Raw genomic sequence first — 25,453 nt, forward strand, 5'->3', positions numbered from 1 at the left:
CTGCGCCGCCCGTACGCTTCGGGCATGGCTGGTGGACAGGTGAAGCGGGCGGAGCGCGGGCCGGGGCGCCCGCGGGAGGAACGCGTCACGGGCGCGGTGCTGTCCGCCGTGCTCGACCTGGTCACCGAGCAGGGCATGGAAGCGGTCACCATGGACGCGGTGGCCGCCCGCGCCGGGGTGAGCAAGCCCGCCATCTACCGGCGCTGGCCGGGCAAGCACGACCTGATGATCGCGGCCGCGGAGACCCGGATCGGTGTGCTCACCGTGCCCGACCTGGGGGATTTCCGCGCCGAGCTGCGTGCGGTGCTGGACGCGCGGGTCGAGGTCTACCGGATGCCGGGAACGGCGCGGCTGCTGGCAGGGCTGATCGCCGCCGCGGAGGAGGGCGGTGAGGTGCGTGGCGCGTACCAGAGCTATGCCGCCCGGATCATGAGCGAGACGCGGAAGATCCTGGAGCGCGGCAAGGCTCGTGGCGACGTGCGGGCCGATGTCGACGTGCGGGCCGCGGCGACGCTGGTGGCCGCACCGATGATCTTCCGGTTGGTGATCGAGCAGCAGCTGCCCGACGAGGGCTTCGCCGCGGATCTGGCCGACATGATCGCTCGGGCGGTGGGTGCACCGGCCTGAGCTGGTCCCGCCCCGAAGAATCCCACCGTCAGGCCTCTTGCGTCGCCGATCACTAATAACGATACTGCGGGTAACGCATTCGACGTGTCGGAGGTCACACATGAATACCGCTGCCAGTGCCGCCCCCGCGTACGGCAAGCCGCTGATGCGCTACGGCCGGCGCGTGCTGGACCGCACCGCGCCCGGGACCCGGGCCGAGCCGTACGAGCTGCTGCAGGTCAGCCCGATGACGCCGCACATCGGCGCGGAGATCTCCGGCGTCGACCTGTCCGTGCCCGCCGGTGCCGCGCTGGCCGCCGAACTCAAGCGTGCCCTGCTGGAGTGGAAGGTCCTCTTCTTCCGCGACCAGCACGGCTTCGACCCGTACTCCCAGCAGGTCTTCGCCGGGCTGTGGGGTCCGCCGGAGCCCAACCCGTTCTTCCCCAAGGGCGACACCGCCGGGGTCTCCCGGCTGGCCAAGGACGCCACCGCGGTGGGCAACGAGAACATCTGGCACAGCGACCACTCGTTCATGGCCGCGCCCGCGCTGGGTTCGGTGCTGCGCGCCGTGGAGATCCCGCCCGCCGGCGGCGACACCATGTGGGCCGACATGGCCGCCGCCTACGACAACCTCTCCGACGCGATGAAGGCCCGCATCGACGGGCTGACCGCGGTGCACGACTGGATCCCGTCCTGGGGCCAGACCATGACCTCCGACCAGATCGCCGCCCTGCGCCCCGGCCTGCCCGCGGTCGAGCACCCCGTGGTCGTACGCCACCCGGTCACCGGCCGTCGCACGCTCTACGTCAACGAGCCGTTCACCACGCACATCGTCGGGATGTCCGCCGACGAGAGCCGCGAGCTGCTCAACGAACTCGTGCTGCAGGCCCGCGTCCCCGAGTTCCAGGTGCGCTTCCGCTGGCAGCCCGACTCGGTCGTGATCTGGGACAACATCGCCACCCAGCACTACGCGATCAACGACTACTACCCGGCGCGCCGGGTCATGGAGCGCATCGCCATCGCCGGCGTCCCGCTGTCCTGAACCACCCCCGACCTTCCCTCCCAGCCCGCGGAGCCACCGTGACCGACACCGAAGTCGCACCCGCAACGCCCGCCAGACCCGCCGCGCAGACCCGAGACGATCGCCGTCACGCGTGGCTCGTCACCGCCATGCTCGTCGCCTTCATGATGATCAATTTCGCGGACAAGTCCATTCTGGGCCTGGCCGCCGACCCGATCCGGGCGGACCTGGGCCTGTCCGCGACCCAGTTCGGCACGGCGAACAGCGCGTTCTTCCTGCGGTTCTCGATCTTCGGGGCGGTCGGCGGGCTGCTGGCCGACCGGGTGCGTCCACGGTGGCTGCTGCTGGGCATGGTCCTGCTGTGGTCGGTGTCGCAATCGCCGATGGCGCTCGGCGCGGGCGTGGCCATGCTGTTCACCTCCCGGATCCTGCTGGGCGCGGCGGAGGGCCCCGCCTTCCCGATCGCCCAGCAGACCGCCCTGTCCTGGTTCCCGAACAGCAGGCGCAACCTGCCCAGCGCGCTGGTCACCGCGGGCACCACGTTCGGCGTCGTCATCGCCGCACCCGGCCTGACCTGGGTGATCACGGAGCACGGCTGGCGGTCCGCGTTCGGGGTGGTGGCCGTCGCCGGTGTGCTGTGGGCGCTGGTGTGGGCCATCGTCGGCGGTGAGGGACGGCACGCGGTGGCGGCCGACCCGGCAACCGGTGACGAGGCGGAGCAGGTCGCGGACAAGGTCGGCTACCGGCGCATCCTGGCCACCCGATCCTGGATTGGCGTCACCGCCGGGTACTTCGGCACCTACTGGATGGTCGCGCTGACCGTGGCCTGGCTGCCCTCGTACCTGAACGACGGTCTCGGCTACTCGAAGACGGCCTCGGCCAACCTGGTGGCGCTCATGTGGGCCGTCAACGCGATGGCGCTGCTCGGCCAGGCCGGGCTGACCGGGTGGCTGCTGCGCCGCGGCGTCGGCAGCCGCTGGGCCCGGGCCCGGGTAGGCGGCATCACCCTGCTCGTCAGCGCGGCGGGCTGCGCCGCCCTCGCGGCCGGTCAGGGCGGCCCGCTCACCGTGCTGCTGCTGATCGCCGGATTCGGGATCTGCGGGGTGATGGCGACCATCGCGGTCACCACGGTGGCCGAGATCGTGCCGGCCGGTCGTCGCGGCGGCGCCCTGGGCATCATGAACGGCGTCGTGACGACCGCGGGCCTGATCGCGCCCATCCTGGTCGGCCGCCTGGTCGACACCCAGGGCGCAGCCGGATACCAGCAGGCGGTGCTGATCTCGGCAGGCGTGCTCCTGCTCGGCGGCATCGCCACGGTCACGCTCGTCGACCCGGCCCGCGACAGGCAGCGCCTCGCGCGGTGACCCGCGCCGCGACCCGGCCGCCCGCTGCCGCGACACCTCTGGCGAACAACCTCACGGCGACAAGGAACCACCGATGACGATCAGCACCGCGACCATCGCGCAGCTGGACCAGATGCTCGCCACGCTGCGCGACGGCGAACGAGGCTGGGCGGGCGAGACGCTCGCCTCGCGCCGCGCCCTGCTGCTCCAGGTCCACGCCAACGTCGCCGCGCAAGCCGACCAGTGGGTGCGCACGGCCGGGAGCATCAAGCAGCTGCCTGCCGGGTCGCCGCTGCTCGGCGAGGAGTGGATCAGCGGTCCGTGGGCCGTCCTCGGCTACGCCGCCGCGCTGGCCGACACCCTGGCCCGCATCGAGTCGGGACGCGACGTGCTCGCCGGGTATCGCGTCGGCAACGCGCCCGGCGGCCGGGTCGCCGTCGACGTGCTCCCGCACGGCATCCACGACCGGCTGCTGCTCAGCGGTTTCCGCGCCGAGGTCTGGACGGAGCCCGGCACCACCGAACAGCAGCTCCGCGAACATGCCGGGCTGGGCCAGCTCGCCCCGGAGCTGACGGCCGGGGTCGCCGTGGTGATGGGCGCGGGCAACATCACCTCGATCGCGCCGCTGGACGTGCTCTACCAGCTGTACGCGTACAACCGGGTGGTCCTGCTCAAGCTCAACCCCGTCACCGACGCGCTGCTGCCGGTGTTCGCCGCGGTGTTCGCGCCGTTCATCAAGCGCGGTTACCTGCGCATCGTCACCGGCGACGCGCAGGTCGGCGACCACCTGGTGACCCACGCGGGCGTAGACGCGGTACACATCACCGGCAGCGAGGCGACCCACGACGCGATCGTGTGGGGGACCGGCCCGGCCGGCGCGGCGGCGAAGGCCGCGGGCGCGCCGCGCCTGGACAAGCCGATCACCAGTGAACTCGGCGGCGTCTCGCCGACCATCGTGGTGCCCGGCCGCTGGTCGAAGGCCGACCTCCGCTTCCAGGCCGAGCACATCGCCACCCAGCGCCTGCACAACAGCGGCTTCAACTGCATCGCCGCGCAGCTCGTCATCGTCAGTCGCGACTGGCCGCAGAAGCGGGAGTTCCTCGACGCGCTGCGCGAGGCGTACGCCACCGCACCCGTGCGCCCCGCCTGGTATCCGGGCTGCGCCGCGCGGGTGGCCGGCGCGCGGCAGGCGCATCCGCGCTTCGAGGCCGTCGGCGGCACCGCCGAGCGCACCATCCTGTGGGGACTGCACCTGGACGACCCGGCGGAGTCCGCGTTCGGCACCGAGTACTTCGGGCCGGTCCTCGGCGTGGCCGAGCTGCCCGGCACCGGCATGGAGTTCGTCGACGCCGCGGTCGAGGCCGCCAACGAGCGGCTGCACGGCACGCTGGGCGCCAACCTGGTGATCGACCCGCGCACCCTGCGCAGGCTCGGCGCGCGGCTGCGGGAGGGCATCGCGCGCCTGCGCTACGGCACCGTCGGGGTCAACGCCTGGACCGGCGTCGGCTACCTGACCGCCCGCGCCACCTGGGGAGCCTTCCCCGGGCACCCGCTCGACGACATCGCCAGCGGCCGCGGCGTCGTGCACAACGCGCTGCTGCTGCACCGCCCGGAACGCACCGTCGTGTACGGGCCGTTCCGGCCGCTGCCCCGCTCGATCATGACCGGGCAGTTCAGCCTCACCCCGAAGCCGCCGTGGTTCGTGACGAACCGCACGGCCGCGACGACCGGCCGTCGGCTGGTCGAGTTCTCGGCCCGCCCCCGCTTGTCGGCGCTGGCCGCCGTCTTCGCCTCCGCGCTGCGGGGCTAGCCGCGGGGCCGGTGCGGAGCGGTGAGATCCGCACCGGCCGTCTGCGGCGGGACTCCGGCGAGCGACCCGCATCCGGGTCCGATCGCCGGGACACCCGCTAGGGGGTGGTCAGGTCGAACCTGGACACCGTAACCGAGCCGCCCAGTGCCTGGGTGGCGTAGTTGAAGATGCCGAAGCGGTAGCCCATGAAGAACTGCCAGGCGTTGTTGAGGGTGAACGCGGAGCCCAGCGACGTGAAGTTGACGCCGTCGGTGCTGTAGGAGAAGCGCGCCTGGCGTCCGCTGCCCGGCCGGATGTCGGCGTTGACGCGCAGCCAGATCCGGCCCCCGGACACCGCCGCGGAGGCGTTCTCCGCACCGGTGCCGGTGGTGTTCCAGCTGCTGTCCATGGTGAGTCCGTTGGTCATGACGACCCTGGTCGCGCCGTTGTCGCGTTTGACGCCGATCCAGGCAGAGGAGTCGCGCAGCATGGCCAGCCCGGACCGGTCGCCGTCGCGCATGGTCGAGTAGTCGAGCTGGATCGTGGCGGTCGAGGTCGGGCCCTGGATGCGGTGGGTGAGCGTGTTGCGGGCGTTGTAGAGATCGTTGGTGACGGTCGCGGTCTGCAGGCGCAGGCCGTTGTTGACGGAGTAGCGGCTGGTGTCGGGGTTGTGGTTCCACTCCCACTGCGGGCCGAGCGTGGTGCCGGCGAAGGTGTCGGCGCCGATCATCGGCTTGACCTGGCGCGGCGGGGCGGGCAGGTTCGGCTTGGGGTAGCTCGCGCCCCAGGCGTTGTTGACGAGCTGGAGCTGCGGCCAGCCGTCGGCGGTCCAGGTGACGGGCGCGAGCACGGGGATGCGGCCGCCGGGGTAGGAGTCGACGAAGGCCATGTAGTACCAGTCGCCGTTCTGGGTCTGCACCAGACCGCCCTGGTGGGGCACGCCGCCACCGGAGACCGGGCCGGGCAGGTTGAGCAGGACCTGCTGCATCGTGTACGGGCCCCACGGGCTCGACGACTTGAGGACGTACTGGCCGTTGGCGGGGCGGGTGAGGAAGATGTAGTAGCTGCCGTTGCGCTTGTAGAAGCGGGCTCCTTCGAGGGTGCCGACGCTGGACGGGGTGGTGAACACCTGCTGCGTGCGTACCTGGCTGAGCCCGTCGGCGGACAGCTGCGCGACGCTGATGCTGCTGTTGCCGTACGCGACGTACATCGTGTCGTTGTCGTCGACGAGCAGGCCGGCGTCGTAGTAGCAGTTGTTGATGGTGGAGCGCTTCGACCAGGTCCCGTCGACCGCCGAGGCGGTGTAGACGTAGGTCTTGTTGAACTCCATGCAGCCCATCCAGTAGAAGGTGCTGTTGGAGGGGCGGTAGTTCAGCGTCGACGCCCAGATGCCCTTGACGTAGGCACGCCCGCCGCTGAGGTTGTACGCGCTGGAATGGTCGAGCACCGGCACGGAGTGCCCGGCGAACTCCCAGTTGACCAGGTCGTACGAGCGCAGGATCGGCGCGCCCGGGGAGTAGTGCATGGTCGAGGCGGAGTAGTAGTAGGCGTCGCCGACGCGGATGATGTCGATGTCGGCGAAGTCCTGCCACAGCACCGGGTTGGCGTAGTTGCCGCCGCTGGGCGGGGGCGAGGTCGACGCGCTCGGGGTGGGGTTGGCGCCGACGCGGACGAGCTGCCATTGCTGGTTGGCGCCGCCCCAGTCGTCGTACTGGACGATGTTGGCCCCGTCGGCGGTCGACGCGCCCTGGACCTCCAGTGCCTTGTTGCTGTTGCGGTTGACGAAGCGGACGTAGCCGTCGGTGGAGTCGGCCAGCCGCCACTGCTGGTTGCTGCTGTTGTTGTCGGTCCACTGCACGACGGCCGCGCCGTTGGCGGTGGAGAAGCCGGAGACGTCGAGGACCTTGCCGGAGTGGCGGGATTTGATGCGGTAGTAGCCGCTGCCGGAGTCGACGAACTGCCATTGCTGGTTGTTGGCGGTGCCTCGGGTCCACTGGGTGATGCGTCCGCCGTCGGCGGTCGAGAAGTTGTACACGTCGAGGGCCTTGCCGCTGTTGCGGTTGACCAGGATGTACCAGGCGCTGGTGTCGACGGTGGCGGCCTGCGCGCCGCTGGTGCCGACGACGATCATTCCCATGCTGGCCAGCGCGGTGACCACGACGGTGATCAACGCGGTGCGCCAGCCGCGTCGTGAAGGCTGGGTTCGGGGGGTGGTGCCGATGCCGCTCACGGCATCCTCCTTGTCTCAGGCCGGAATGGGCCGGGTATGGGGGGTCACCCGTGGAAACCGCCGGTGCGCGGGCTGCGGCGGCCCGCGCACCGGCGGCTGTTCATGGAGCGGTGGTCGCGTCCGAGGTCATGACCGTGACGTAGCCACGGTCAGGAGGCGAGCGCGAGCGCCCGCTGTGCCGCGAGCCCGGCGTCGTGGGCCGCGGCGCCCATCGCGGCCGCGAAGGATCCGACGCGGACGAGCTGCCATTGCTGGTTGGCGCCGCCCCAGTCGTCGTACTGGACGATGTTGGCCCCGTCGGCGGTCGATGCGCCCTGGACCTCCAGGGCCTTGTTGCTGTGACGGCTGATCAGGCGGAGGTAACCGCCGGAGTCGGCCAGCCGCCACTGCTGGTTGTTGCTGTTGTTGTCGGTCCACTGGACGATCGCGCCGCCGTTGGCGGTGGAGAAGCCGGAGACGTCGAGGACCTTGCCGGAGTGGCGGGACTTGATGCGGTAGTAGCCGCTGCCGGAGTCGACGAACTGCCATTGCTGGTTGTTGGCGGTGCCTCGGGTCCACTGGGTGATGCGTCCGCCGTCGGCGGTGGAGAAGTTGTACACGTCCAGGGCTTTGCCGCTGTTGCGGTTGACCAGGACGTACCAGGCGCTGGTGTCCACCGGCCCGCCCGACGGGGGCGTCGACGTCGAAGGCGACGGCGTCGGGTTCGTGGGCGGGGTGCTGTTGAGGGCGTTGAGGGTCGACGTGTACGCGGCCTTCTTGTTGCCGGAGGAGTCGAACAGCAGCGGGTTCTGGCCGGTGCGCCAGGAGTCGCTGTCGCGGATGCCCCACACGGTGATGCCGTTGCAGCGCGACACCGCCAGGCAGGCGTTGGTGACGGCGGCGAAGGCGTTGGCCTGGTTGGAGCCGGAGATGTCCAGCTCGGTGATCTGCACGTCGACGCCGAGGTTGGCGAAGCGCTGCAGGTTGGCCTGGTAGTCGCCGGGGGCCGAGTTGGTCAGGTGGGACTGGAAGCCGACGCAGTCGATGGGCACGCCGCGGGACTTGAAGTCCTGCACCATGTTGTAGATGCCGGTCGACTTCGCGTTGATGCCGTCGGTGTTGTAGTCGTTGTAGCAGAGCTTCGCGCCGGGGTCGGCGGCCCGCGCGGCGCGGAACGCGGCTTCGATCCAGTCGTTGCCGGTGCGCTGCAGGTTGGAGTCACGCCGGCCACCGCCGCCGCCGTCGGCGAACGCCTCATTGACGACGTCCCACGAGTGGATCTTCCCGCGGTACTTGGTCGCGACCTGGGTTACGTGATTGATCATGGCGGAGCGCAGGGCACCGCCGCTCATGTTCTGCGCCCAGGTGGGCTGCTGCTGGTGCCAGAGCAGGGCGTGCCCGCGGATGGCCATGCCCCGGCTCTGGGCGTGGTTCACGATGCGGTCCGCGTTGCCGTAGCTGAAGTTGTTCTGGGACGGCTCGGTAGCGTCCCACTTCATCTCGTTCTCGGCGGTGACCGAGTTGAACTCGCGGTTGAGGATGTTCACGTAGGTCGAGTCGCCGAGCCTGCCCGCGGCGATGGCCGCGCCGAAGTAGCGGCCGCGTTCGGCGGCCGAGGCGCCGAGGGTGGTGCCCGCGCTGGCGGAGTTCGCCAGGGCGATGCTGGTCAAGGCGGTGGCGGCCACGAGCATGGTGGCCGTCAGGGCCGCGCGGAACGTGCGGCCGTGGGGTGTTCGTTTCATGTCGTTCTCCTGGGAGCGGTGGGCTGGTCCGTGGAGGCCCGCCCGGGGCGGGTGCCCCGGGCGGTGCGGTAGTGCGCTGGTGCACCGTTCCGAGCGGGCTTGGGCGTGCCCGTCGGGCGGTGTCGGGCTGGTGCGGCTTCAGGACCTCAGCGCTGCAGCGTCAGCAGACCCGGCCGGTACGGCAGCAGGCCGTAGTCACCGCCGGAGTTCGGCGAGCGGCCCTGGTAGAGCAGCTGCAGGTTGCAGGGGTCGATGGTCATGGTCTGGTCGGCGTTGCTACGGATCAGCTCGCCGTGGCTGATGTCGTTGGTCCAGGTGGCGCCGCTGTTGGCCTTGCCGGCGAAGGGGTTGGACTCGGTCGCGGCCTGCGGGGTCCAGGAGCCGCCGAGGCTGGTGGCGGTGAAGGAGCGGAAGTAGCGGCCCTGCGAGCCGATCGCCTCGACGAGCATGAGGTACTGGTTCTGGCCCGCGACCTTGTACACCTGGACCGCTTCGAACAGGTTGTTCGTCGTGTCGCTCATGACGACCGTCGAGGCCGAGCCGAAGCTGCCCGGGAAGTTCCCGATCGGCATGCTGGCCCGGTAGATCTTGCCGTTGTCCCCGGCGAAGAACAGGTACATGTTCGTGCTGTCACCGATGACGGCCTGGTCGATCGGGCCGGTGCCGGAGCCGGAGATGCTCCCGGAGAACAGCGTCTGCGCCGACGACCAGCTGTTGACGTTGGCGGGGTCGGTCGAGGTCCGGTAGGAGAACGCGGGACCACCCCACTGGTAGGCCATCACCCAGAGGTTGCGCGGGGCGAAGTAGAACAGCGACGGCGCGACGGCGGCGAACGGCATCCGGTTCTGGGCGGCCGAGGCCATGTCAGACCAGTTCGAGAACTGGCCGAAGTTCATCGAACCCCAGGTCGACCCCGTGTCGTGCGTCGTCGCGTAGACGAGGTGCCGACCGTTGTACGGGGCGTGGGTGAAGTCCTTGAGCGAGACCCACCCGTTCGCGGGGTTCGCCAGCGACCCCGTCGACGTCCAGCGGTAGCTCGACGGAAGCGAGCAGTTGCCGGGCGGCTGCGGCGAGGAGGACGCGGTCGGGCTGGGCGTGGCGCCGACGCGGACGAGCTGCCACTGCTGGTTGGCGCCGCCCCAGTCGTCGTACTGGACGATGTTGGCCCCGTCGGCGGTCGACGCGCCCTGGACTTCGAGGGCCTTGTTGCTGTGGCGGCTGATGAGGCGCACGTAGCCGTCGGTGGAGTCGGCCAGGCGCCACTGCTGGTTGTTGCTGTTGTTGTCGGTCCACTGGACGATCGCGCCGCCGTTGGCGGTGGAGAAGCCGGAGACGTCGAGGACCTTGCCGGAGTGGCGGGACCTGAGGCGGTAGTAGCCGCTGCCGGAGTCGACGAACTGCCACTGCTGGTTGTTGGCGGTGCCTCGGGTCCACTGGGTGATGCGTCCGCCGTCGGCGGTGGAGAAGTTGTACACGTCGAGGGCCTTGCCGCTGTTGCGGTTGACCAGGATGTACCAGGCGCTGGTGTCGACGGTGGCGGCCTGCGCGCCGCTCGTGCCGACGACGACCAGGCCCACGCTGGCCAGCGCGGTGACCACAACGGTGATCAACGCGGTGCGCCAGGCTTGTCTGCGGGAGATGGTCGGTGGGATGGTGCTGATGCCGGTCACGGCATCCTCCTTCGATATCGGTGCGGCCCGTCGGCCGGATGAGTACGCGACGCAGCGCCGTGGGCCGGCCGATGGGTACGGCCGTCCACGGGGGTGCGGTCACTGAGCTGATCGGGAAATGGTTATCGGTCACATCGTCGCCGTGGAGCACGTCCTAAATGACGTCGCCCTGCTCCTGGTCTAGCTGATGGCGCTGTGACGCTTGCGTGTCTCGCCGTCCCGTCAGTCGAATGTGAACGATAACAAGGCGTACGTCAATACCGGCGAAAATGTTTCGAACATGTGCGCCGGGGACCGGACCGCCCAGCCCGCCAGGGGTGGCCTGATCCGGAAGCGGCTGCCTGCGCAGGCGACCACGGCGCCATGCCGCGCATAACACTTCGCGACGGCAGAGTTTTTGCGAACAGCGTCGTAAAATCCAACGGAAAAAGTGTTATCCCAGCTCTGTAGCGCGGTCGCAGAGAACATTCCATTGCAATGTCAGATGGCCTTGATAACGGCATCTGGCTGGGCAAACGCTTCAACGCCTCCGCTTTTCGGGGGCGGTTGAAAGGCTTCTTCGGGCCGAGTCGAGTACTGGCTCTTGATAGCGGGGAAACAATCTGGCAATCTCGTCGGATATCGATGGAAGCACCAGATGACGGCTGGCCGACGAACAGGAGCATTCGCATGGACTGAAGCCGATGTGAGGCGTGTCGAGGTCGCGTCGCCCCGCTCCCTGCCCCGCCCGAGCCGTCCCGTCCCGTCCGTTCCCCACATGCACGTGTGCTGCGCGCGCACGTCCCAGACTGCTTGAAAGACCGCCGGCGCTGAGCGCGAGCGCCGCACGGCCGTACGGAATGGTGTGGTGGCGTTGCTCCCACCTCTGGCACGATGCCGCCGTGGAGCTGCTGCCCTGCGGTCATATCGCGTATGCCGGACCTGGTCGGATGTGTCGACACCTGGTCGGCGACGACGCCGAGGCGGCTCACGTCCGACTGCTGACCGGTCACGGCCTCGAATTCGACATGTGCTGCCCGGCGTGCGGCGAGGCCGTCGCCGAGGGTCGGCCTGTGGAACTGCTGATCGCCTGCGACGGCTGTGTCGCCCGCTGTGCGGACTCGGACGGGCACCTGCGCGCCTGGCGCGGCACCCCGGGGATCGCAGAACGCCCCGGGCCGCTCGATCCGACCGTGCGGGAGACACCGCTACCGGTCGACGCGGTGGATTTCGCCCCGGTCGACGCGGCCGACTCGGTGTGGCTGCTGCTGGACCGCGACGGGTGGATCGGGCGGTTCGCCGCGGACACCCGCGACTGGACGGTGCTGGCCAGGTCGACCGTGCCCGCGGAACCCGAGCACGAGCCCTGGGCGGGGCACGAGCTGCGCCGCCGGCTGCACACCTACGGCGACGGCCGGTTCGCGGCGGTGGTCAACGACTTCGGCCGGCACGGCCAGGTGCTCGACCTGCGCACCGGCGCGGTGACGCTGACGCTGGACGGCGGCGACCACCGGCCTGACACGGTGCCGTTCTCCCTGGCGATGTTCGAGCGGAACGACCGGACCCTGGTCATCCACCGATCCGACTGGAACCGGCTCGACGTCTCCGACGCCGCCACGGGTGAGCTGCTCACCGCCCGCGCGGCCGAGCCGTATCGCCAGAGCGAGCCGCTGCCGGAGCACTATCTCGACTACTTCCACGGCGGCCTGGCCCTGTCGCCGGGCGGGGAGTTGCTGCTCGACGACGGCTGGGTGTGGTCGCCTTTCGGGGTGCCCTGCGTATGGAGCGTCGACCGGTGGCTCGACGTGAACATCTGGGAGTCCGAGGACGGCCCGAGCCTGCTGGGGCTCGCGCAGCGGGACTACTACTGGAACAGGCCCATGTGCTGGCTCGACGACCGGCGGGTGGCGCTGTCCGGGATCGGTTCCGACGAGCGGGCCATGCTGGCGGGCATACGTGTCTTCGACGCCGTCACCGGTCGGCAGGTGTCGGCGTTCGCGGGGCCGGACGGCGAGCTGTTCGCCGACGGGACGCGGCTCTACGCCGCCGGGGCCGCCGGTCTTGAGGTGTGGGATCCGGTCACCGGCGAGCGCACCGGCGTCGTGCCCGGCTTCGCGCCGACCCGCCATCACCGCGGCACGGGTGAACTGGCTTGCCTCGGCGGCAGCGTGCTGCGGCGCTGGCGGACCGCGGGTGCCGCGTAAGATCATCTGTGTATTCTTGACTGATTCCAGAAAACAGACCAGACTACGGGGCGTGCCCACGACCACGGACTTCGAGCAGTTACTGCGCGGAGCCGCGTTGCGGGTGACCCGTCCCCGGCTGGCGGTGCTGAGCGCGGTGCTCGCGCATCCGCACGCCGACACGGACTCGATCATCGGTGCCGTGCGCGGTGACCTTCCCGAGGTCTCGCACCAGACCGTGTACGACTCGCTGCAGACGCTGACGGCCGCGGGCCTGGTGCGGCGCATCCAGCCCGCCGGCTCGGTGGCCCGCTACGAGTCGCGGGTCGGGGACAACCACCACCACATGGTCTGCCGGTCATGCGGGCTCATCGCCGACGTCGACTGCGCGGTCGGCGACGCGCCCTGCCTGACCGCGTCCGACGGCAACGGCTTCTCGGTCGACGAGGCCGAGGTCGTCTACTGGGGCCGGTGCCCCGGCTGCTCCACCGCAGGCAGTTCCTGACCCAACTGTTTCGCACGCCACGGAAGGAAACCGATGTCTGAAAACCACGATGCCGTCGTCCACGACGCTGAGGCCGGGGCGGAGTCCCGCTGCCCGGTGGCGCATGGACGTGCGCCCCACCCGACCCAGGGTGACGGCAACCGCGGCTGGTGGCCGAACCAGCTCAACCTGAAGATCCTCGCCAAGAACCCGGCCGTGGCCAACCCGCTGGGCGAGGGCTTCGACTACGCCGAGGCGTTCGGCAGCCTCGACCTCGCCGCGGTGAAGCGCGACATCGCCGAGGTGCTGACGGCCTCGCAGGCCTGGTGGCCGGCCGACTACGGGCACTACGGCCCGTTCATGATCCGCATGGCGTGGCACAGCGCCGGCACGTACCGCATCAGTGACGGCCGCGGTGGGGCCGGCGCGGGCATGCAGCGCTTCGCGCCGCTCAACAGCTGGCCGGACAACGGCAACCTGGACAAGGCCCGCCGCCTGCTGTGGCCGGTCAAGAAGAAGTACGGCCAGCAGATCTCGTGGGCCGACCTGATGATCCTCACCGGCAACGTCGCCCTGGAGTCGATGGGCTTCCAGACCTTCGGCTTCGCCGGCGGCCGTCCGGACGTGTGGGAGCCCGACGCCGACGTCTACTGGGGTCCGGAGACCACCTGGCTGGGCGACGAGCGCTACTCCGGCGACCGCGAGCTGGAGAACCCGCTGGCCGCGGTGCAGATGGGCCTCATCTACGTCAACCCGGAGGGCCCGAACGGCAACCCGGACCCGATCGCCGCGGCCCGCGACATCCGCGAGACGTTCCGCCGCATGGCGATGGACGATGTGGAGACCGTCGCGCTGATCGCCGGCGGCCACACCTTCGGCAAGACCCACGGCGCGGGCACCACCGACCACGTCGGCGCCGAGCCCGAGGGCGCCTCGCTGGAGGAGCAGGGCCTGGGCTGGAAGAACAGCTTCGGCACCGGCGTCGGTGGCGACACGATCACCAGCGGCCTCGAGGGCGCCTGGACCAACACGCCGACGGCGTGGGACAACAGCTTCTTCGAGATCCTGTTCGGGTACGAGTGGGAGCTGTCGAAGAGCCCGGCGGGCGCGCACCAGTGGAAGCCGAAGGACGGCGCGGGCGCGGGCACGGTCCCCGACGCGCACGACTCGGCCAAGACCCACGCCCCGACGATGCTGACGACCGACCTCGCGCTGCGCTTCGACCCGGTGTACGAGCAGATCTCCCGGCGCTTCCTGGAGAACCCGGCCGAGCTGGCGGACGCGTTCGCGCGGGCCTGGTTCAAGCTGACCCACCGTGACATGGGCCCGATCGCCCGCTACCTCGGCCCCGAGGTCCCCGCCGAGACGCTGATCTGGCAGGACCCGGTCCCGGCGGTGGACCACGAGCTCGTCGACGCCGCCGACGTGGCGGCCCTCAAGGCGCAGCTGCTGGCCTCCGGCCTGACGGTGTCGCAGCTGGTCTCGGTCGCGTGGGCGTCGGCGTCGACGTTCCGCGGCAGCGACAAGCGCGGCGGCGCCAACGGGGCGCGCATCCGCCTGCAGCCGCAGAGCGGCTGGGAGGTCAACGACCCCGACGAGCTGGCCCGCGTGCTGCACGTCCTGGAGGGCGTCCAGCAGTCGTTCAACGCCGCCCAGACCGGTGGCAAGAAGGTCTCGCTGGCCGACCTGATCGTGCTCGGCGGGTCCGCCGCGGTCGAGCAGGCCGCGCGGACCGCGGGCACCCCGGTCGAGGTCCCGTTCACGCCGGGCCGCACCGACGCCACGGCGGAGCAGACCGACGCGGAGTCCTTCGCCGCGCTGGAGCCCACCACCGACGGTTTCCGCAACCACCTGGGCAAGGGTAACCGCCTGCCGACCGAGTACCTGCTGGTCGACCGGGCCAACCTGCTCACGCTGAGCGCGCCCGAGATGACGGTGCTCGTCGGCGGCCTGCGGGTGCTCGGCGCGAACACCAGGCAGTCCACGGTCGGCGTGTTCACCGACACGCCCGGGTCGCTGACCAACGACTTCTTCGCCAACCTGCTCGACCTGGGCACGGCGTGGACGGCGACGTCCGCCGACGCCGAGACCTTCGAGGGCCGTGACCTCGCCACGGGGCAGGTCAAGTGGACCGGCAGCCGTGCCGACCTGGTCTTCGGCTCCAACTCGGAGCTGCGGGCGCTCGCCGAGGTCTACGCGAGCGACGACGCGAAGGAGAAGTTCGTGCGCGACTTCGCCGCGGCCTGGGTCAAGGTCATGAACCTGGGCCGGTACGACCTCGCCTGATCCGTTCGTCGACGAAGCCCGCCGGAACGCATCCGGCGGGCTTCGCCGATGGCGGACGTCAGTACTTCATGACGCAGTAGACGACCGTCGGGTGCAGGAACCGGTACCAGTGGTTCCACTTGAGGTCCTTGGTGCACTTGTCGCCGTTGGACCCGCCGCGCACGATGTCGATGATGTGCACGGTGCCCTTGGCCTTGCACTTCGGCGCGGCGACCGCGAAGGTGGTGTCCGTCGGAAGCTTGTAGCAGTAGGTGCGCACCAGGTACAGCTCCAGGCAGAGCCGGTAGCCGTCGGTGGTGATCCACGCCCCCTTGGGGTCGGCGCAGTCGCCCTGCGCACGGTCGACGGACAGCACCCGGTAGGTCCCGCGCGAGCCGTTGCAGTTGCCGAGCCCGAGGAAGTCACCGGTCTCGTTGACGGAGATGCAGTCGCCGACGGCGGCCGGCGCGGGCAGCGGGGCCTCCGTCGTCGGGATCACCTCGGGCGGCGAGTACAGGTCGGACGGGCGGCTGGTCTGCTGGGTGGCCGGTGAGGGCGAACCGTTCGCATACGGGCTCTCGTCGTCGTTGAGGTAGTTGTAGGCCAATCCGCCCCCGCAGAGGCCGACCAGGCACAGCACCACCACGCCGACCACCAGGCCGATGATGAGGGGGGTGTTGTTCTTCTTCGGCGGGGGCGGCTGGACCGCGCCGGGTCCCCAGGGGGCGGCGCCGGGGTAGCCGGGAGGATTCGGCGGTGGAGGCAGCGTCACCACTGGAGTCTCACACGGCCCGGCAAGGCCGTGCCAAGCGATTGCCTCCACATCAGACTGAGGTCACACCCGCCCGCCGGCGGGCACCACGAGCACCCGGGGTTAGCTTCGGTGCTGCTCAGCAGGCACACTTCGGGGGTGACCGACGATCTCGCCGCGGTGGCCGCGCTGCACGACCCGGTGCGCCGGGCGCTCTACGACTATGTCGCGGCCCAGGGCCGGGCCGTGGGGCGCAACGAGGCGGCGCAGGAGGCGGGGATCTCGCGTACCCTCGCGGCCTTCCACCTGGACAAGCTCGCCGAGGCGGGCCTGCTGGAGGTCGACTTCATGCGGTTGACCGAGGCCAGGCCGGGTCCGGGCGGCGGGCGTCCGGCGAAGGTCTACCGACGGGCGGCCGCCGACCGGAAGGTCACCCTGCCCCACCGGGATTACGAGCAGCTGGCCGCGCTGCTTGCCGATGCGGTCCATGACCTGGCTGCCGACGACCGCGCCGTGGCGGCGGCGGCCGCGGCGGGGCAGCGGCTGTACGAGCCCGGCGGGTGGCTGGCGGCGCTGCGGGCGCGCGGCTACGAGCCCTATGCCGACGGCGGGCGGGTGCGCCTGCGCAACTGTCCTTTCCGGCTGGTCGCGCAGGCGCAGCCGCTGCTGGTGTGTGCGATGAACCTGGCGCTGTGTCAGGGGATCGCGGGCGGGGACGCGAACGCGGAACTCGATCCGCGGCCGAACGAATGCTGCGTCTCGTTCTCTAAAAACAATTCGGATTGACATAGAACCGGCGGGGTGGTCCGATCGAGCCATGCATCTCGCGCAGCTCAACGTCGGGCGGTTGATCGCCCCGATCGACGCCCCGGAACTGGCCGAGTTCGTCGCCCTGCTCGAACCGATCAACGCGCTGGCCGACGGCGCGCCCGGGTTCGTGTGGCGGTTGCGGGAGTCCGAGTCCGACCCGGCGCTCACCTACCGGCACGACTTCGGCGACGACCTGCTGATCAACATGTCGGTCTGGCGCGGCCGGCAGGACCTGTGGGACTACGTCTACCGGACGCGCCACCTCGCCGTGCTGCAGCGGCGCAGGGAGTGGTTCCAGCGGACCGTCGAGATCCACAGCGTGATGTGGTGGATTCCGGACGGGCACCTGCCGAGCGCCGCGGAGGGCATGGCGCGCCTGGCCCTGCTCGCCGAGCACGGCCCCGGGGCGGACGCCTTCACGTTCCGGGACTTTCACGGACCGCCCGCCTGATCCAATTTCCGCGCCCGACCGCGGCCCGTCGCTCCTGTGCCGATTTACGCCCGATGTACCCGAATTGGTCACTTCGGCGGCCGAGTCAGGGCAGATTGGTCGCAAGGAGAGGAGCCGGGATGGACAGGATTCTCGCCGACCAGACCAGGGCGGCCGACAGCACCGTGGATCAGCGCGACCCCGCCGGGAGCACGACACCGCCGGTCAGACGCTGGATCGCCGAACGCGAGCGGTGGGCGGCCGCCATCGCCGAGCGCGGGGTCGACTGGGACCACCCCCGTTCGGTGCACTGGAACGCCGCCTGCGGGACGGAGGCCGCGGCCGACTTCGCCGCCGTACGCCGGGAGGCGCGGGACTACGACGACATCGCCCCCGCGTTCGAGGAGACCGCCGGCCGGCGGGAGGAGCGGGCGCGGACCGCCGAGGCCATGGGCGACCTGGTGACCGCGCGGGAGAACTACTTCATCGCGGCCGTGCACTGGAGCGCGGCACAGTGGCCCGGCCACGCCGACGACGCCGCCGGCCGCCGGTACCACGAGCGCAAACGTGCCTGCTACACCCGCTACGCCGAGCTGGCCGACCACCGCGTCGAAGCGGTGTCGATCCCGTTCCCGGGGACCCACCGCGGCTCGCTGCCGGCCTGGCTGCACCTGCCGCCGGGCTACACCGACGGGCAGATCCCCGTCGTCGTGGCAGTGCCGGACCTGGACAGCGGCAAGGAGGCGACGGTGGCCCTGCACGGCGACCGGTTCCTCAGCCGAGGGTTCGCCGTGCTCGCGATCGAGGGGCCGGGCCAGTACGAATGCACGCTGCTGGGCACCCACTTCAGCGTGCCCGCCTGGGCGCAGGTCGGCACCGCCTGCCTGGACTGGCTGGCCGGACGGGCCGAGCTCGACCCGGCGCGGGTCGTGCTGACCGGCAGCGGCTTCGGCTCGTTCGCCGCGACCGTCGCGGCGGCCCACGAGCCCCGGATCCGCGCCTGCGCCGTCGCGGAGGTCTTCCTCCAGCCCGGCTGGACGACCGTGTTCGAGCAGGCGTCGCCGACCTACAAGATGCGCTTCATGTACATGACCGGGCACACCGACGAGGCGGAGTTCGACCGGTTCACCCGGACCCTGACCTGGCAGGGGCACGCCGAGCGGATCCGGATGCCGTTCCTGGCCGTCACGGGCGAGAAGGACGAGCTGAGCCCGCTCGAACACACCCGCGGCCTGCTCGCCGCGGCGCAGGGCCCGCGGCAGCTCGTGATCTATCAGGACTCGCCGCACCACATCGGCGGTGTGCCGTCGTCGCGCCTGGGCCCGTACGCGCCGAGCCTGGTGGCCGACTGGCTGGCGGCCCGGGTGCGGGGCGAGCACTTCCCCACCGAGCAGTGGATCGTCGACGGCGACGGCAGGGTGAACCGGTGCCCGCTGCCGCCGGCTGATCCGCGCGGACCGGCCGTGCCTGCTCCGTCGGCTGAGCCGTCCGCGACGGCCCGTCCCGATCGGTCCGCGACAGCCGGGCCCTTGCCGTCCGCGACAACCGGGCCCGTGCCGTCCGCGACAGCCGGGCCCGTGCCGTCCGCGACAACCGGGCCCGAGCGGTCCGCGACAGCCGGGCCCGTGCCGTCCGCGATACCTCGGCCCGAGCCTTCAGCCGAGCCGGAGTCGTCGGCTCCGGTCGTGCTCACCCCGCCCGCGAAGCCTCGGCCCGGGTCGTCAGCGAAGCCAGGGCCACCGCCGGTCAAGCCGACGCAGCCGGGTCCTGTCCCATCCGCAGACCGGTCGGCGAAGGCCGGTGGCCGTGCCCGGGGCTCCCGGAAGAAGGGCGGTCCGGCTCCCGCCGGCGCCGACCATCCGCAGCCCGCCATCCGGCACGAGCCGGCCGCCGCGCCGCAGGGGCCGCGGAGCCCGAGCAAGGTCCCCAGGGGTCCGTCGTCGTGATGGTGCACGCCTGGAGGGCCGATGCCTGCCAGGCGTTCACGCCAGTCGACGCCCGAGTGCGGCAGCGGCGCCGCGGCCGGGCAGCGCGAGCAGGGCGCAGCACAGCACCGCCGATCCGGCCGCCGCGACGGTCACCGCCGGCAGCAGCGTCAGCAGGGCCAGCGGCACCGCCACCGCATTGACCGGGGCGCCGGTCAGCACCGGCGTGACGGCCCACAGCAGCGCGTACCCGAGGGTCACCGTCGCCACGAGCGCGAACGGGGCCCCGGCCAGCGCCGACGCGAGGCGCAGTGCGGGCCCGTGCCGGCGTCGCCGCTGCAGCGCCCACACCACGGCGAGCCAGCCCACGGCCGCGCCGGCGAGCGCGCCGGCCAGCGCCGCCGTGACGACCGAGGCTGTGGGTCGCTTCGAGACGACCAGCACGGCCCGGGCGTCGGACTCCGTGGGCGGCGGCAACGACACCGACAGTGACAACCCGTCCCGCACCGCGTCGAACGAACGCAGCCCGCTGACCTCGCCCACGACAGGATCCGCCGACCACCCTGCGGCGGCCAGCCGCGCTTGCGCCTGCGCCAGGTCCGCCACGGCCGGGTCCGCCCACACGACCACGGTGTCCGTGCGGTCCTCGGAGTGGTCGAAGACGACCATCTCGTGGGCGCCCTTGACGTCCGGGCACGCCAGGTCGCAATCGACCGCCAGGCCGGGCGCCCCCTGCGGCGCCCGGCCGAAGGCCGTCGTCGCCGCGGCGAGGGCGTCCTGTGCCGCGGGCGGTCCGGGATAGGGCCCCGCCAGCACGGCCAGCGCCATGCCGGCCAGTGCCGCGTACAGCGCGCACACCGCGGTCAGCAGCCGGGCCGCGGAGCCCCGCGGTGGGCGCAGCCGGGTGAGCAGCCCTCCGGCGATCAGGTCCAGCGCGTCGGCGCGGCGCGGCCGGCGCTGCCCCTCGGCGGCGTCGTCGAGCAGCGTGGTCAGCAGTTCCGTGCCGCGTTCCCGGCGATACCAGCGGGGATAGGCCAGCAGCAGCAGTTCGTACCGCCTGCGTAGTTCCTCGCTCATCGGCCGCCCTCCAGGGCCAGGCCCGCCGCGCCGCGATGGCGCAGCCGGGCCGCGGCGACGGTCGCGTCGGCTCGCATCCGCTCGACCTCAGCGGCGAGCGCGGCGGCCCCGTCATCGGTGAGCCGGTAGTAGCGGCGCAGCCGGCCGTCGACCGCCTCCTCGCGGTCGACCACGAGCAGCCCGTCCTCGGCGAGCCGATCCAGGGCCGCGTAGAGCGTGCCGGGGCGCAGCTGCAGGCGGCCGCCGGACAGTTCCCGGGCGGCCTGCATCACGCCGTAGCCGTGCAACGGCTGTTCGGTGAGGGAGGTCAGGATGAAGAACGTAGGTTCAGGCAACCGCATGGGCCGACACTACGATTATCGGTATACTCTGTCAATCGTAGTAATGGGAGGTGTCGTACCGGCTCGTTATCCTGGCCCGGTGGACATGGAGTTCAGCGGCGAGATCTGGTTCTGGCGAGGCCCGGCGCCGTGGTATTTCGTGACCGTGCCGGACGAGCACTGCCAGACCCTGCAGGACGCGTCGTCGCAGGTGAGCTACGGCTGGGGCATGATCCCGGTGACCGCCCGCATCGGCACGACCGGCTGGACGACCTCGCTGTTTCCCAAGGACGGGCGCTACATCGTGCCCGTCAAGGCCGTGGTGCGCCGGGCCGAGAAGCTCGACGCCGGTGACACGGTGACGATCCGGCTGGCCGTCGACGCCTGATTTCCCGGCCCCGGACCGATGACTTCCGGGCCGCCGGTTCGTCGTACCGGTATGAGACTGACACTCACCGAGTTCGTGACCCTCGACGGCGTGTACCAGGGCCCCGGCGGCCCAGCCGAGGACACCACCGGCGGCTTCGCCCACGGCGGCTGGGTGGTGCCGTTCTTCGAGCCGACCCTGGGCGACTTCATCAACGGCGTCTTCGGCGAGGTCGACGCGTTCCTGCTCGGCCGGCGCACGTACGACATCTTCGCCGAGGCCTGGCCGAGGTCCACCGACCCGCACGACCCCGTCGCGAACGCCCTCAACACGCTGCCGAAACACGTCGCCTCGCGCACGCTGACCAGCGCGGACTGGCACAACAGCACGATCCTCGGCGGGGACGTGGTCGCCGAGGTCGCCAAGCTCAAGGAGCAGCCGGGAAGGGAACTGCAGATCCACGGCAGCGGCGCGCTCGCCCAGACGCTGTTCGACGCCGGCCTGATCGACGTGGTCCGGCTCATCGTGTTCCCGGTCGTGCTCGGCTCGGGCATGCGGCTGTTCGCGCAGGGGCGTACGCCGTCGACCTTCCGGCTGGCCGATGTCAGGTCGACCCCGACCGGCGTGACGATCCAGACCCTGGAATCGGCCGGGGCGCCCGCGTACGGCTCCATGGAGGTCGAATGACCCGCCCGGGTCAGCCGCGGCGGCGCAGCTCGAGGAAGCGGTAGCTGAGCAGGTCGTGGATGAGCGCCCACTGCAGCGCGTCACCGCCGACCAGCGACTGCCAGTAGAGGCCCGACGGGCGGAACACGCGGCCCACCGCCAGCAGCGCGCTGATCCAGCGGTCGCGCGGACGGCGCAGTTCGAGATACGGCGTCAGGTCCAGGTCGCGCACCAGTTCCAGGCCGTGCACGGCGGCCATGGTGCGCACCTGGCCGACGGTCAGCAGCGAGCCGACGTGCCAGCCGGTGCGGAACTCCGCCATCCGGCGGGCAATCCGCGGCGAGCCCGGTGCGGCGGCGGAGGTGAGGAAGTCGTCGCAGAGGACCAGGCGTCCGCCGGGCCGCAGGGTGCGGGCCGCTTCCCGGAAGTAGCCGTCGGCGTCGGGGCTGTGGATGAACGCCTCGATGGAGAAGGCCAGGTCGGCGGTTCCGGCCAGGTCGTCGGGGACGGCCAGGAAGTTGCCCTCGCGGCAGCGCACCCGGTCGGCCATACCGGCTTCCGTGATCAGCTCCGCGGCCCGTGCCGCCTGCAGCGGGCTGATGGTGATGCCCTCGCCGGTCAGGTCGGTCCGGGCCGCCAGGTAGAGCAGGCTCGAGCCGAGCCCGCAGCCCAGGTCCACGACGGACGGTCGGGGCAGGTCCGGTGGCAGCGTGTCGAGCAGCAGCTCGTCCACGTGGTGGAAGGCCTGCGCCCGGCTGGCCACGCCCGGACCCCAGACCGCGCGGTGGATGGACGCGCCGCCCTGCCCGAGCCGCTCGAACGCGGCGGCGTTGTTGTCGTAGTAGCGGCGCACCCGCTCGGCACCCGCTGCCGCATCCGCCTGGGAGCTCATGGCCGCCCACTCTAGACGCTCGCCCCCCTGCCCGCGCGACACGACGACCCCGCCCCGGGCCCCGCCCCGCCCGGCCCCAAGCCCGACAACTCTTGAAGACTTGCGCCCTCCGAGCCGCTCGGAGGGCGCAAGTCTTCAAGAGTTGCGAAAGCGGGGGGCGGGTCAGGCGGTGGCCGGCAGGGTGGTGTCGCGGCGGTGCAGGCGGAGTTGGGTGAGTAGGCCCGCCGCTGCCACGAGCACTGCGGCGGTGGTGTAGGTGAGGATGGTGGGGATCAGGCCGAGCAGGGCGACGCCCTGGCCGGCGACGATCAGCGGCAGTCCGAAGGACAGGTAGGCGACCAGGAACACCGCGGCGAACAGCCCGCCCCGCTGGTGCGGCTGCGCGTGCGGGGCGATCAGGCGCAGCGCGCCGCCGAAGGCCGACCCGAAACCGAGCCCGCTGACGATCGCGCCGAGCAGGACGACGGGCAGCAGGCCCGCGCCGATCCCGGCCGCGACGACCACCGTGCCGGCGAGCACCCCGGCGCTGCCGAGCACCGTCGCGCGGCGGCCGTGGAACCGCCCGGTCATGACGCCCGCGACCGCGGCGGCGCCCGGGGCCAGGAACGCGGTGGCGCCGTTGAGCAGGCCGCTGTCGAGGTGGAAGACGCCGCGCACGATGGTCGGGCCCAAGCCCATGAACAGGCCCGCCATCATCCAGGCCGACAGGTGGACAGGCACGGCGGCGGCGAACTCGCGCCGGGCCGGGCGCGGCACGCTCACCCGCGGCACGAGCGAACCGAGCGCGCCGGGCCGCGGCGCGGACGTCTCCGCGGACAGGTAGAGCACGACCGCGCCGAGCGCCATGATCACGGTCAGCGTGCTGAACACGATCACGTTGGCGGAGTGGGTGAACTGGACCGCGGCACCGGTGAGCAGCGCGCCCAGGCCGAGGCCGCCCGCCGGGGCGACGCCGCCGATCAGCGAACCCCACCGGCGGTATCGCGGCGGAGCCAGTTCCACCAGGGCCGCGGTGAACGCGCTGCTGGCCGCGCCGGTGGCCAGGCCCTGCACGACCCGGGCGGCGATGACCCAGCCGAGGTTCGGCGCGAACACGAACATCACCATGGAGACCAGTTCCACCAGCAGCGCGCCGACGAGCACCGGACGCCGGCCGACGTGGTCGGACAGCGAGCCGGCCACCAGCAGGGCGGCGATCAGCGCGAAGGCGTACGCGGCGAAGGCGACGGTGAGCATGGACGGCGCAAAGCCCCATTGCCGCTGGAACAGGACGAGCAGCGGGGTCGGCGCACCCGCGGCGAGGTAGAGCGACGCGAACGCGAGCGCGGCGCCGGCGAAGGCGACGGTCGGTGACAGCGGCCGCCGGGGTGCCCGGACGGAGTGGCGGGGCAGGTAAGGCGTGGCCCGCTCGACGATGGTCATGACGTGGCGCTCCCTAAGGCAAATATCTTTGCTTTTACGTCGTAGGCGACCGTAGCCACAGCGCGGAAGTTAAAGCAAATATTTCTGCGTTAGAGTGGGAGTCATGTCTGCCACACCCAGCCCCGCCCGGCGTACCGGCGGCCGCAGCGCGGCCGTGCTGGCCGCGGTGCGTTCGGCGGTCGAGGAACTGGTCGCCGAGCGCGGCAGCGCCCAGGTGACCATCCCGATGGTGGCCGAGCGCGCCGGAGTGAACCCGACCAGCGTCTACCGTCGCTGGGGCGACGCCGCGTCCATGATCAACGACCTGGCGACCTACCGGATCTCGCCGGACCGGCCCCTGCCCGACACCGGCGACCTGGGCGAGGACCTGGTCCGCTGGGCGCAGGAGATCATCGAGCACTTCCGCCAGCCGGCCGCGGCGGCGCTGCTGCGCGGCGGGGCGGCGGCGGCCGGCGCGGGCGACTCGGACTGCCTGCGCAACCGCCGGGCCGAGGCCACCCTGCTGATCGAGCGGGCCGGCGACGGGCCGCCCGTCGACGACGTGATCGACCACGTCATCGCGCCCATCGTCTACCGGGTGCTGTTCCGGCCGTGGAGCCTGGCCGAGGACGACCTGGCCGGGGCCCTGGTCAGCCGTCTGTTCGCGGGGCGCTGAAACCGGCGTCCGATCACGACGTACGGTCCGCCGCCGGCTCCGATGCAGACCGGAAAATCTGAACGAACAGCTTCGCACTGCGGTCTTTGCGACGCGGGGCCGGAGGAGTATCGTCATAGACGTTCCCCGCCGACTTCCCCCGTGGTCGGCGGGGAACCTTCGTTTCTGCGGCGACAGCAGCGGTTTACGGCCGCGCCCGGCGGGTATCCGCACCCCGTCACCACGAACAACACAGCTGTCGCCACGCAGGAGGCACAACGATGATGCTGCTCGGATTGCTGCTGGTCCTCGGCCTGGCCGGACTGGCGCTCGTGGCCTTCATGGACAATGACGGCCTGTTCACCACCTCGGCGGGCACGGTCGAGCTGTTCGGCTACCGTGCCTCGCTCACGGTCGGCGAGGTGTTCCTCATCGGCGCGGCCGCCGGCGCGCTGATGCTCGTCGCGCTGTTCATGCTCTTCGGCGGAGCCGGTCGCAGCGCCCGCCGGCGCATGGCGTCCCGTCGGGAGATGCAGGCGCAGCGGGCCGAGAACCTCGCCCTGAAGCGCAAGCACGACACCATCGCCACGGAGCTGGCCGCGCAGCGTGCCGCCGAGGCCGGTGCCGCCGACGCCGAACGCGAGGTCGAGGCCGCCAAGGCCGCCCGCGACGCCAAGATCGCTCGGGACGCCGAGATCGAGTCCGAAGAGCGGCTGTCCACCCGGTAAGGGCGCACGACCGCCGGGGCCGCCACGCTGATCAGCGTGGCGGCCCCGTTCGTGTTCGCCGCTCAGTTCGCCGTTCGCCGTTCGTGTTCGCCGCTCCGTTCGCGTTCGCGTTCGTGCAGGCCGCGTCGACGCCGGTCGCG

The 25,453-nt window shown here is 71.4% G+C and carries 22 protein-coding genes; 14 read left to right on the forward strand and 8 right to left on the reverse strand.

What is annotated here, in order from left to right; genetic code table 11:
* Window positions 1-24: 24 nt before the first annotated feature.
* From F6W97_RS23410 to F6W97_RS23425, 4 genes are all read left to right on the forward strand, one after another.
* A complete protein-coding gene (locus tag F6W97_RS23410; RefSeq protein ID WP_155372548.1) occupies window positions 25-627 on the forward strand; it encodes a TetR/AcrR family transcriptional regulator in 603 nt (200 codons plus the stop codon).
* A 100-nt stretch (window positions 628-727) separates the two neighbouring features.
* The gene (locus F6W97_RS23415) at window positions 728-1,648 is read left to right on the forward strand and encodes a TauD/TfdA dioxygenase family protein (protein ID WP_155372549.1); all 921 of its coding nucleotides are present in this window, start codon (window positions 728-730) and stop codon (window positions 1,646-1,648) included.
* A 38-nt stretch (window positions 1,649-1,686) separates the two neighbouring features.
* The gene (locus tag F6W97_RS23420; RefSeq protein ID WP_230686897.1) at window positions 1,687-2,991 is read left to right on the forward strand and encodes an MFS transporter; all 1,305 of its coding nucleotides are present in this window, start codon (window positions 1,687-1,689) and stop codon (window positions 2,989-2,991) included.
* A 73-nt stretch (window positions 2,992-3,064) separates the two neighbouring features.
* Window positions 3,065-4,780 (forward strand): aldehyde dehydrogenase family protein, encoded by a 1,716-nt coding sequence (locus F6W97_RS23425; RefSeq protein WP_155372550.1) that lies wholly within the window; start codon window positions 3,065-3,067, stop codon window positions 4,778-4,780.
* 97 nt (window positions 4,781-4,877) lie between these two features.
* Here the strand turns inward: F6W97_RS23425 and F6W97_RS23430 are convergent, their stop codons facing one another.
* From F6W97_RS23430 to F6W97_RS23440, 3 genes are all read right to left on the reverse strand, one after another.
* The gene (locus F6W97_RS23430; RefSeq protein ID WP_155373079.1) at window positions 4,878-6,896 is read right to left on the reverse strand and encodes a family 43 glycosylhydrolase; all 2,019 of its coding nucleotides are present in this window, start codon (window positions 6,894-6,896) and stop codon (window positions 4,878-4,880) included.
* A gap of 242 nt (window positions 6,897-7,138) precedes the next feature.
* Window positions 7,139-8,710, reverse strand: coding sequence for an endo-1,4-beta-xylanase (locus F6W97_RS23435; protein ID WP_155372551.1), 1,572 nt, complete (start codon window positions 8,708-8,710; stop codon window positions 7,139-7,141).
* 146 nt (window positions 8,711-8,856) lie between these two features.
* Window positions 8,857-10,308 carry a non-reducing end alpha-L-arabinofuranosidase family hydrolase gene (locus F6W97_RS23440; protein WP_196279326.1) on the reverse strand — a complete coding sequence of 484 codons (1,452 nt, stop codon included), beginning with the start codon at window positions 10,306-10,308 and terminating at the stop codon, window positions 8,857-8,859.
* Between the two features lie 1,001 nt (window positions 10,309-11,309).
* Here F6W97_RS23440 and F6W97_RS23445 point away from each other — a divergent pair.
* From F6W97_RS23445 to katG, 3 genes are read left to right on the forward strand one after another with little or no spacing between them, the layout of a single operon-like run.
* Window positions 11,310-12,563, forward strand: coding sequence for a WD40 repeat domain-containing protein (locus F6W97_RS23445; RefSeq protein ID WP_230686898.1), 1,254 nt, complete (start codon window positions 11,310-11,312; stop codon window positions 12,561-12,563).
* A 52-nt stretch (window positions 12,564-12,615) separates the two neighbouring features.
* On the forward strand, window positions 12,616-13,047 hold the full coding sequence (locus F6W97_RS23450; RefSeq protein ID WP_155372553.1) for a Fur family transcriptional regulator: 432 nt from the start codon (window positions 12,616-12,618) through the stop codon (window positions 13,045-13,047).
* Between the two features lie 33 nt (window positions 13,048-13,080).
* A complete protein-coding gene (katG, locus tag F6W97_RS23455; RefSeq protein ID WP_155372554.1) occupies window positions 13,081-15,312 on the forward strand; it encodes a catalase/peroxidase HPI in 2,232 nt (743 codons plus the stop codon).
* A gap of 58 nt (window positions 15,313-15,370) precedes the next feature.
* Here the strand turns inward: katG and F6W97_RS23460 are convergent, their stop codons facing one another.
* On the reverse strand, window positions 15,371-16,063 hold the full coding sequence (locus tag F6W97_RS23460) for a hypothetical protein (protein ID WP_155372555.1): 693 nt from the start codon (window positions 16,061-16,063) through the stop codon (window positions 15,371-15,373).
* A 138-nt stretch (window positions 16,064-16,201) separates the two neighbouring features.
* Here F6W97_RS23460 and F6W97_RS23465 point away from each other — a divergent pair, with 138 nt between their 5' ends.
* The 3 genes from F6W97_RS23465 to F6W97_RS23475 all read left to right on the forward strand — a co-directional run bounded on the left by F6W97_RS23465 (window position 16,202) and on the right by F6W97_RS23475 (window position 19,228).
* Window positions 16,202-16,828, forward strand: a complete 627-nt coding sequence (locus F6W97_RS23465) for a helix-turn-helix transcriptional regulator (RefSeq protein WP_230686899.1) — start codon at window positions 16,202-16,204, stop codon at window positions 16,826-16,828.
* A gap of 31 nt (window positions 16,829-16,859) precedes the next feature.
* The gene (locus F6W97_RS23470) at window positions 16,860-17,303 is read left to right on the forward strand and encodes a DUF3291 domain-containing protein (protein ID WP_155372556.1); all 444 of its coding nucleotides are present in this window, start codon (window positions 16,860-16,862) and stop codon (window positions 17,301-17,303) included.
* 119 nt (window positions 17,304-17,422) lie between these two features.
* Window positions 17,423-19,228 (forward strand): alpha/beta hydrolase, encoded by a 1,806-nt coding sequence (locus F6W97_RS23475; RefSeq protein WP_196279285.1) that lies wholly within the window; start codon window positions 17,423-17,425, stop codon window positions 19,226-19,228.
* Between the two features lie 36 nt (window positions 19,229-19,264).
* On the opposite strand, the gene F6W97_RS23480 is transcribed toward F6W97_RS23475, so the two are convergent.
* Together F6W97_RS23480 and F6W97_RS23485 are read right to left on the reverse strand one after the other, a co-directional pair.
* Window positions 19,265-20,284 carry a hypothetical protein gene (locus tag F6W97_RS23480; RefSeq protein ID WP_155372558.1) on the reverse strand — a complete coding sequence of 340 codons (1,020 nt, stop codon included), beginning with the start codon at window positions 20,282-20,284 and terminating at the stop codon, window positions 19,265-19,267.
* A complete protein-coding gene (locus F6W97_RS23485; protein ID WP_230686900.1) occupies window positions 20,281-20,625 on the reverse strand; it encodes a PadR family transcriptional regulator in 345 nt (114 codons plus the stop codon). Before F6W97_RS23485 ends, F6W97_RS23480 begins: the two co-directional genes overlap by 4 nt.
* 85 nt (window positions 20,626-20,710) lie before the next feature.
* On the opposite strand from F6W97_RS23485, the gene F6W97_RS23490 reads away from it, so the two are divergent.
* Both F6W97_RS23490 and F6W97_RS23495 read left to right on the forward strand, forming a co-directional pair.
* Window positions 20,711-20,992, forward strand: a complete 282-nt coding sequence (locus tag F6W97_RS23490) for a DUF1905 domain-containing protein (protein ID WP_230686983.1) — start codon at window positions 20,711-20,713, stop codon at window positions 20,990-20,992.
* A gap of 51 nt (window positions 20,993-21,043) precedes the next feature.
* On the forward strand, window positions 21,044-21,658 hold the full coding sequence (locus F6W97_RS23495) for a dihydrofolate reductase family protein (protein WP_155372560.1): 615 nt from the start codon (window positions 21,044-21,046) through the stop codon (window positions 21,656-21,658).
* Window positions 21,659-21,668: 10 nt separating this feature from the next.
* Here the strand turns inward: F6W97_RS23495 and F6W97_RS23500 are convergent, their stop codons facing one another.
* The gene (locus F6W97_RS23500) at window positions 21,669-22,529 is read right to left on the reverse strand and encodes an SAM-dependent methyltransferase (protein ID WP_155372561.1); all 861 of its coding nucleotides are present in this window, start codon (window positions 22,527-22,529) and stop codon (window positions 21,669-21,671) included.
* Between the two features lie 162 nt (window positions 22,530-22,691).
* Window positions 22,692-23,951 carry an MFS transporter gene (locus F6W97_RS23505; protein WP_155372562.1) on the reverse strand — a complete coding sequence of 420 codons (1,260 nt, stop codon included), beginning with the start codon at window positions 23,949-23,951 and terminating at the stop codon, window positions 22,692-22,694.
* A 103-nt stretch (window positions 23,952-24,054) separates the two neighbouring features.
* On the opposite strand from F6W97_RS23505, the gene F6W97_RS23510 reads away from it, so the two are divergent.
* Entirely contained in the window at window positions 24,055-24,606 is a 552-nt protein-coding gene (locus tag F6W97_RS23510; protein WP_155372563.1) for a TetR/AcrR family transcriptional regulator, read from the forward strand.
* A 260-nt stretch (window positions 24,607-24,866) separates the two neighbouring features.
* A complete protein-coding gene (locus F6W97_RS23515; protein WP_155372564.1) occupies window positions 24,867-25,313 on the forward strand; it encodes a hypothetical protein in 447 nt (148 codons plus the stop codon).
* The last annotated feature ends 140 nt before the right edge of the window (window positions 25,314-25,453 follow it).

The sequence above is a fragment of the Catellatospora vulcania genome (assembly GCF_009720385.1).
GTDB lineage: Bacteria > Actinomycetota > Actinomycetes > Mycobacteriales > Micromonosporaceae > Catellatospora > Catellatospora vulcania.

Excerpts from the sequence above, each read along its gene's own strand:
- F6W97_RS23410 (WP_155372548.1), top strand. The coding sequence starts at position 25 with ATGGCTGGTGGACAGGTGAAGCGGGCGGAGCGCGGGCCGGGGCGCCCG.
- F6W97_RS23415 (WP_155372549.1), top strand. The coding sequence starts at position 728 with ATGAATACCGCTGCCAGTGCCGCCCCCGCGTACGGCAAGCCGCTGATG.
- F6W97_RS23425 (WP_155372550.1), top strand. The coding sequence starts at position 3,065 with ATGACGATCAGCACCGCGACCATCGCGCAGCTGGACCAGATGCTCGCC.
- F6W97_RS23430 (WP_155373079.1), bottom strand. The coding sequence starts at position 6,896 with ATGGGAATGATCGTCGTCGGCACCAGCGGCGCGCAGGCCGCCACCGTC.
- F6W97_RS23435 (WP_155372551.1), bottom strand. The coding sequence starts at position 8,710 with ATGAAACGAACACCCCACGGCCGCACGTTCCGCGCGGCCCTGACGGCC.
- F6W97_RS23445 (WP_230686898.1), top strand. The coding sequence starts at position 11,310 with ATGTGTCGACACCTGGTCGGCGACGACGCCGAGGCGGCTCACGTCCGA.
- katG (WP_155372554.1), top strand. The coding sequence starts at position 13,081 with ATGTCTGAAAACCACGATGCCGTCGTCCACGACGCTGAGGCCGGGGCG.
- F6W97_RS23470 (WP_155372556.1), top strand. The coding sequence starts at position 16,860 with ATGCATCTCGCGCAGCTCAACGTCGGGCGGTTGATCGCCCCGATCGAC.
- F6W97_RS23475 (WP_196279285.1), top strand. The coding sequence starts at position 17,423 with ATGGACAGGATTCTCGCCGACCAGACCAGGGCGGCCGACAGCACCGTG.
- F6W97_RS23480 (WP_155372558.1), bottom strand. The coding sequence starts at position 20,284 with ATGAGCGAGGAACTACGCAGGCGGTACGAACTGCTGCTGCTGGCCTAT.
- F6W97_RS23485 (WP_230686900.1), bottom strand. The coding sequence starts at position 20,625 with ATGCGGTTGCCTGAACCTACGTTCTTCATCCTGACCTCCCTCACCGAA.
- F6W97_RS23490 (WP_230686983.1), top strand. The coding sequence starts at position 20,711 with ATGGAGTTCAGCGGCGAGATCTGGTTCTGGCGAGGCCCGGCGCCGTGG.
- F6W97_RS23495 (WP_155372560.1), top strand. The coding sequence starts at position 21,044 with ATGAGACTGACACTCACCGAGTTCGTGACCCTCGACGGCGTGTACCAG.
- F6W97_RS23500 (WP_155372561.1), bottom strand. The coding sequence starts at position 22,529 with ATGAGCTCCCAGGCGGATGCGGCAGCGGGTGCCGAGCGGGTGCGCCGC.
- F6W97_RS23505 (WP_155372562.1), bottom strand. The coding sequence starts at position 23,951 with ATGACCATCGTCGAGCGGGCCACGCCTTACCTGCCCCGCCACTCCGTC.
- F6W97_RS23510 (WP_155372563.1), top strand. The coding sequence starts at position 24,055 with ATGTCTGCCACACCCAGCCCCGCCCGGCGTACCGGCGGCCGCAGCGCG.
- F6W97_RS23515 (WP_155372564.1), top strand. The coding sequence starts at position 24,867 with ATGATGCTGCTCGGATTGCTGCTGGTCCTCGGCCTGGCCGGACTGGCG.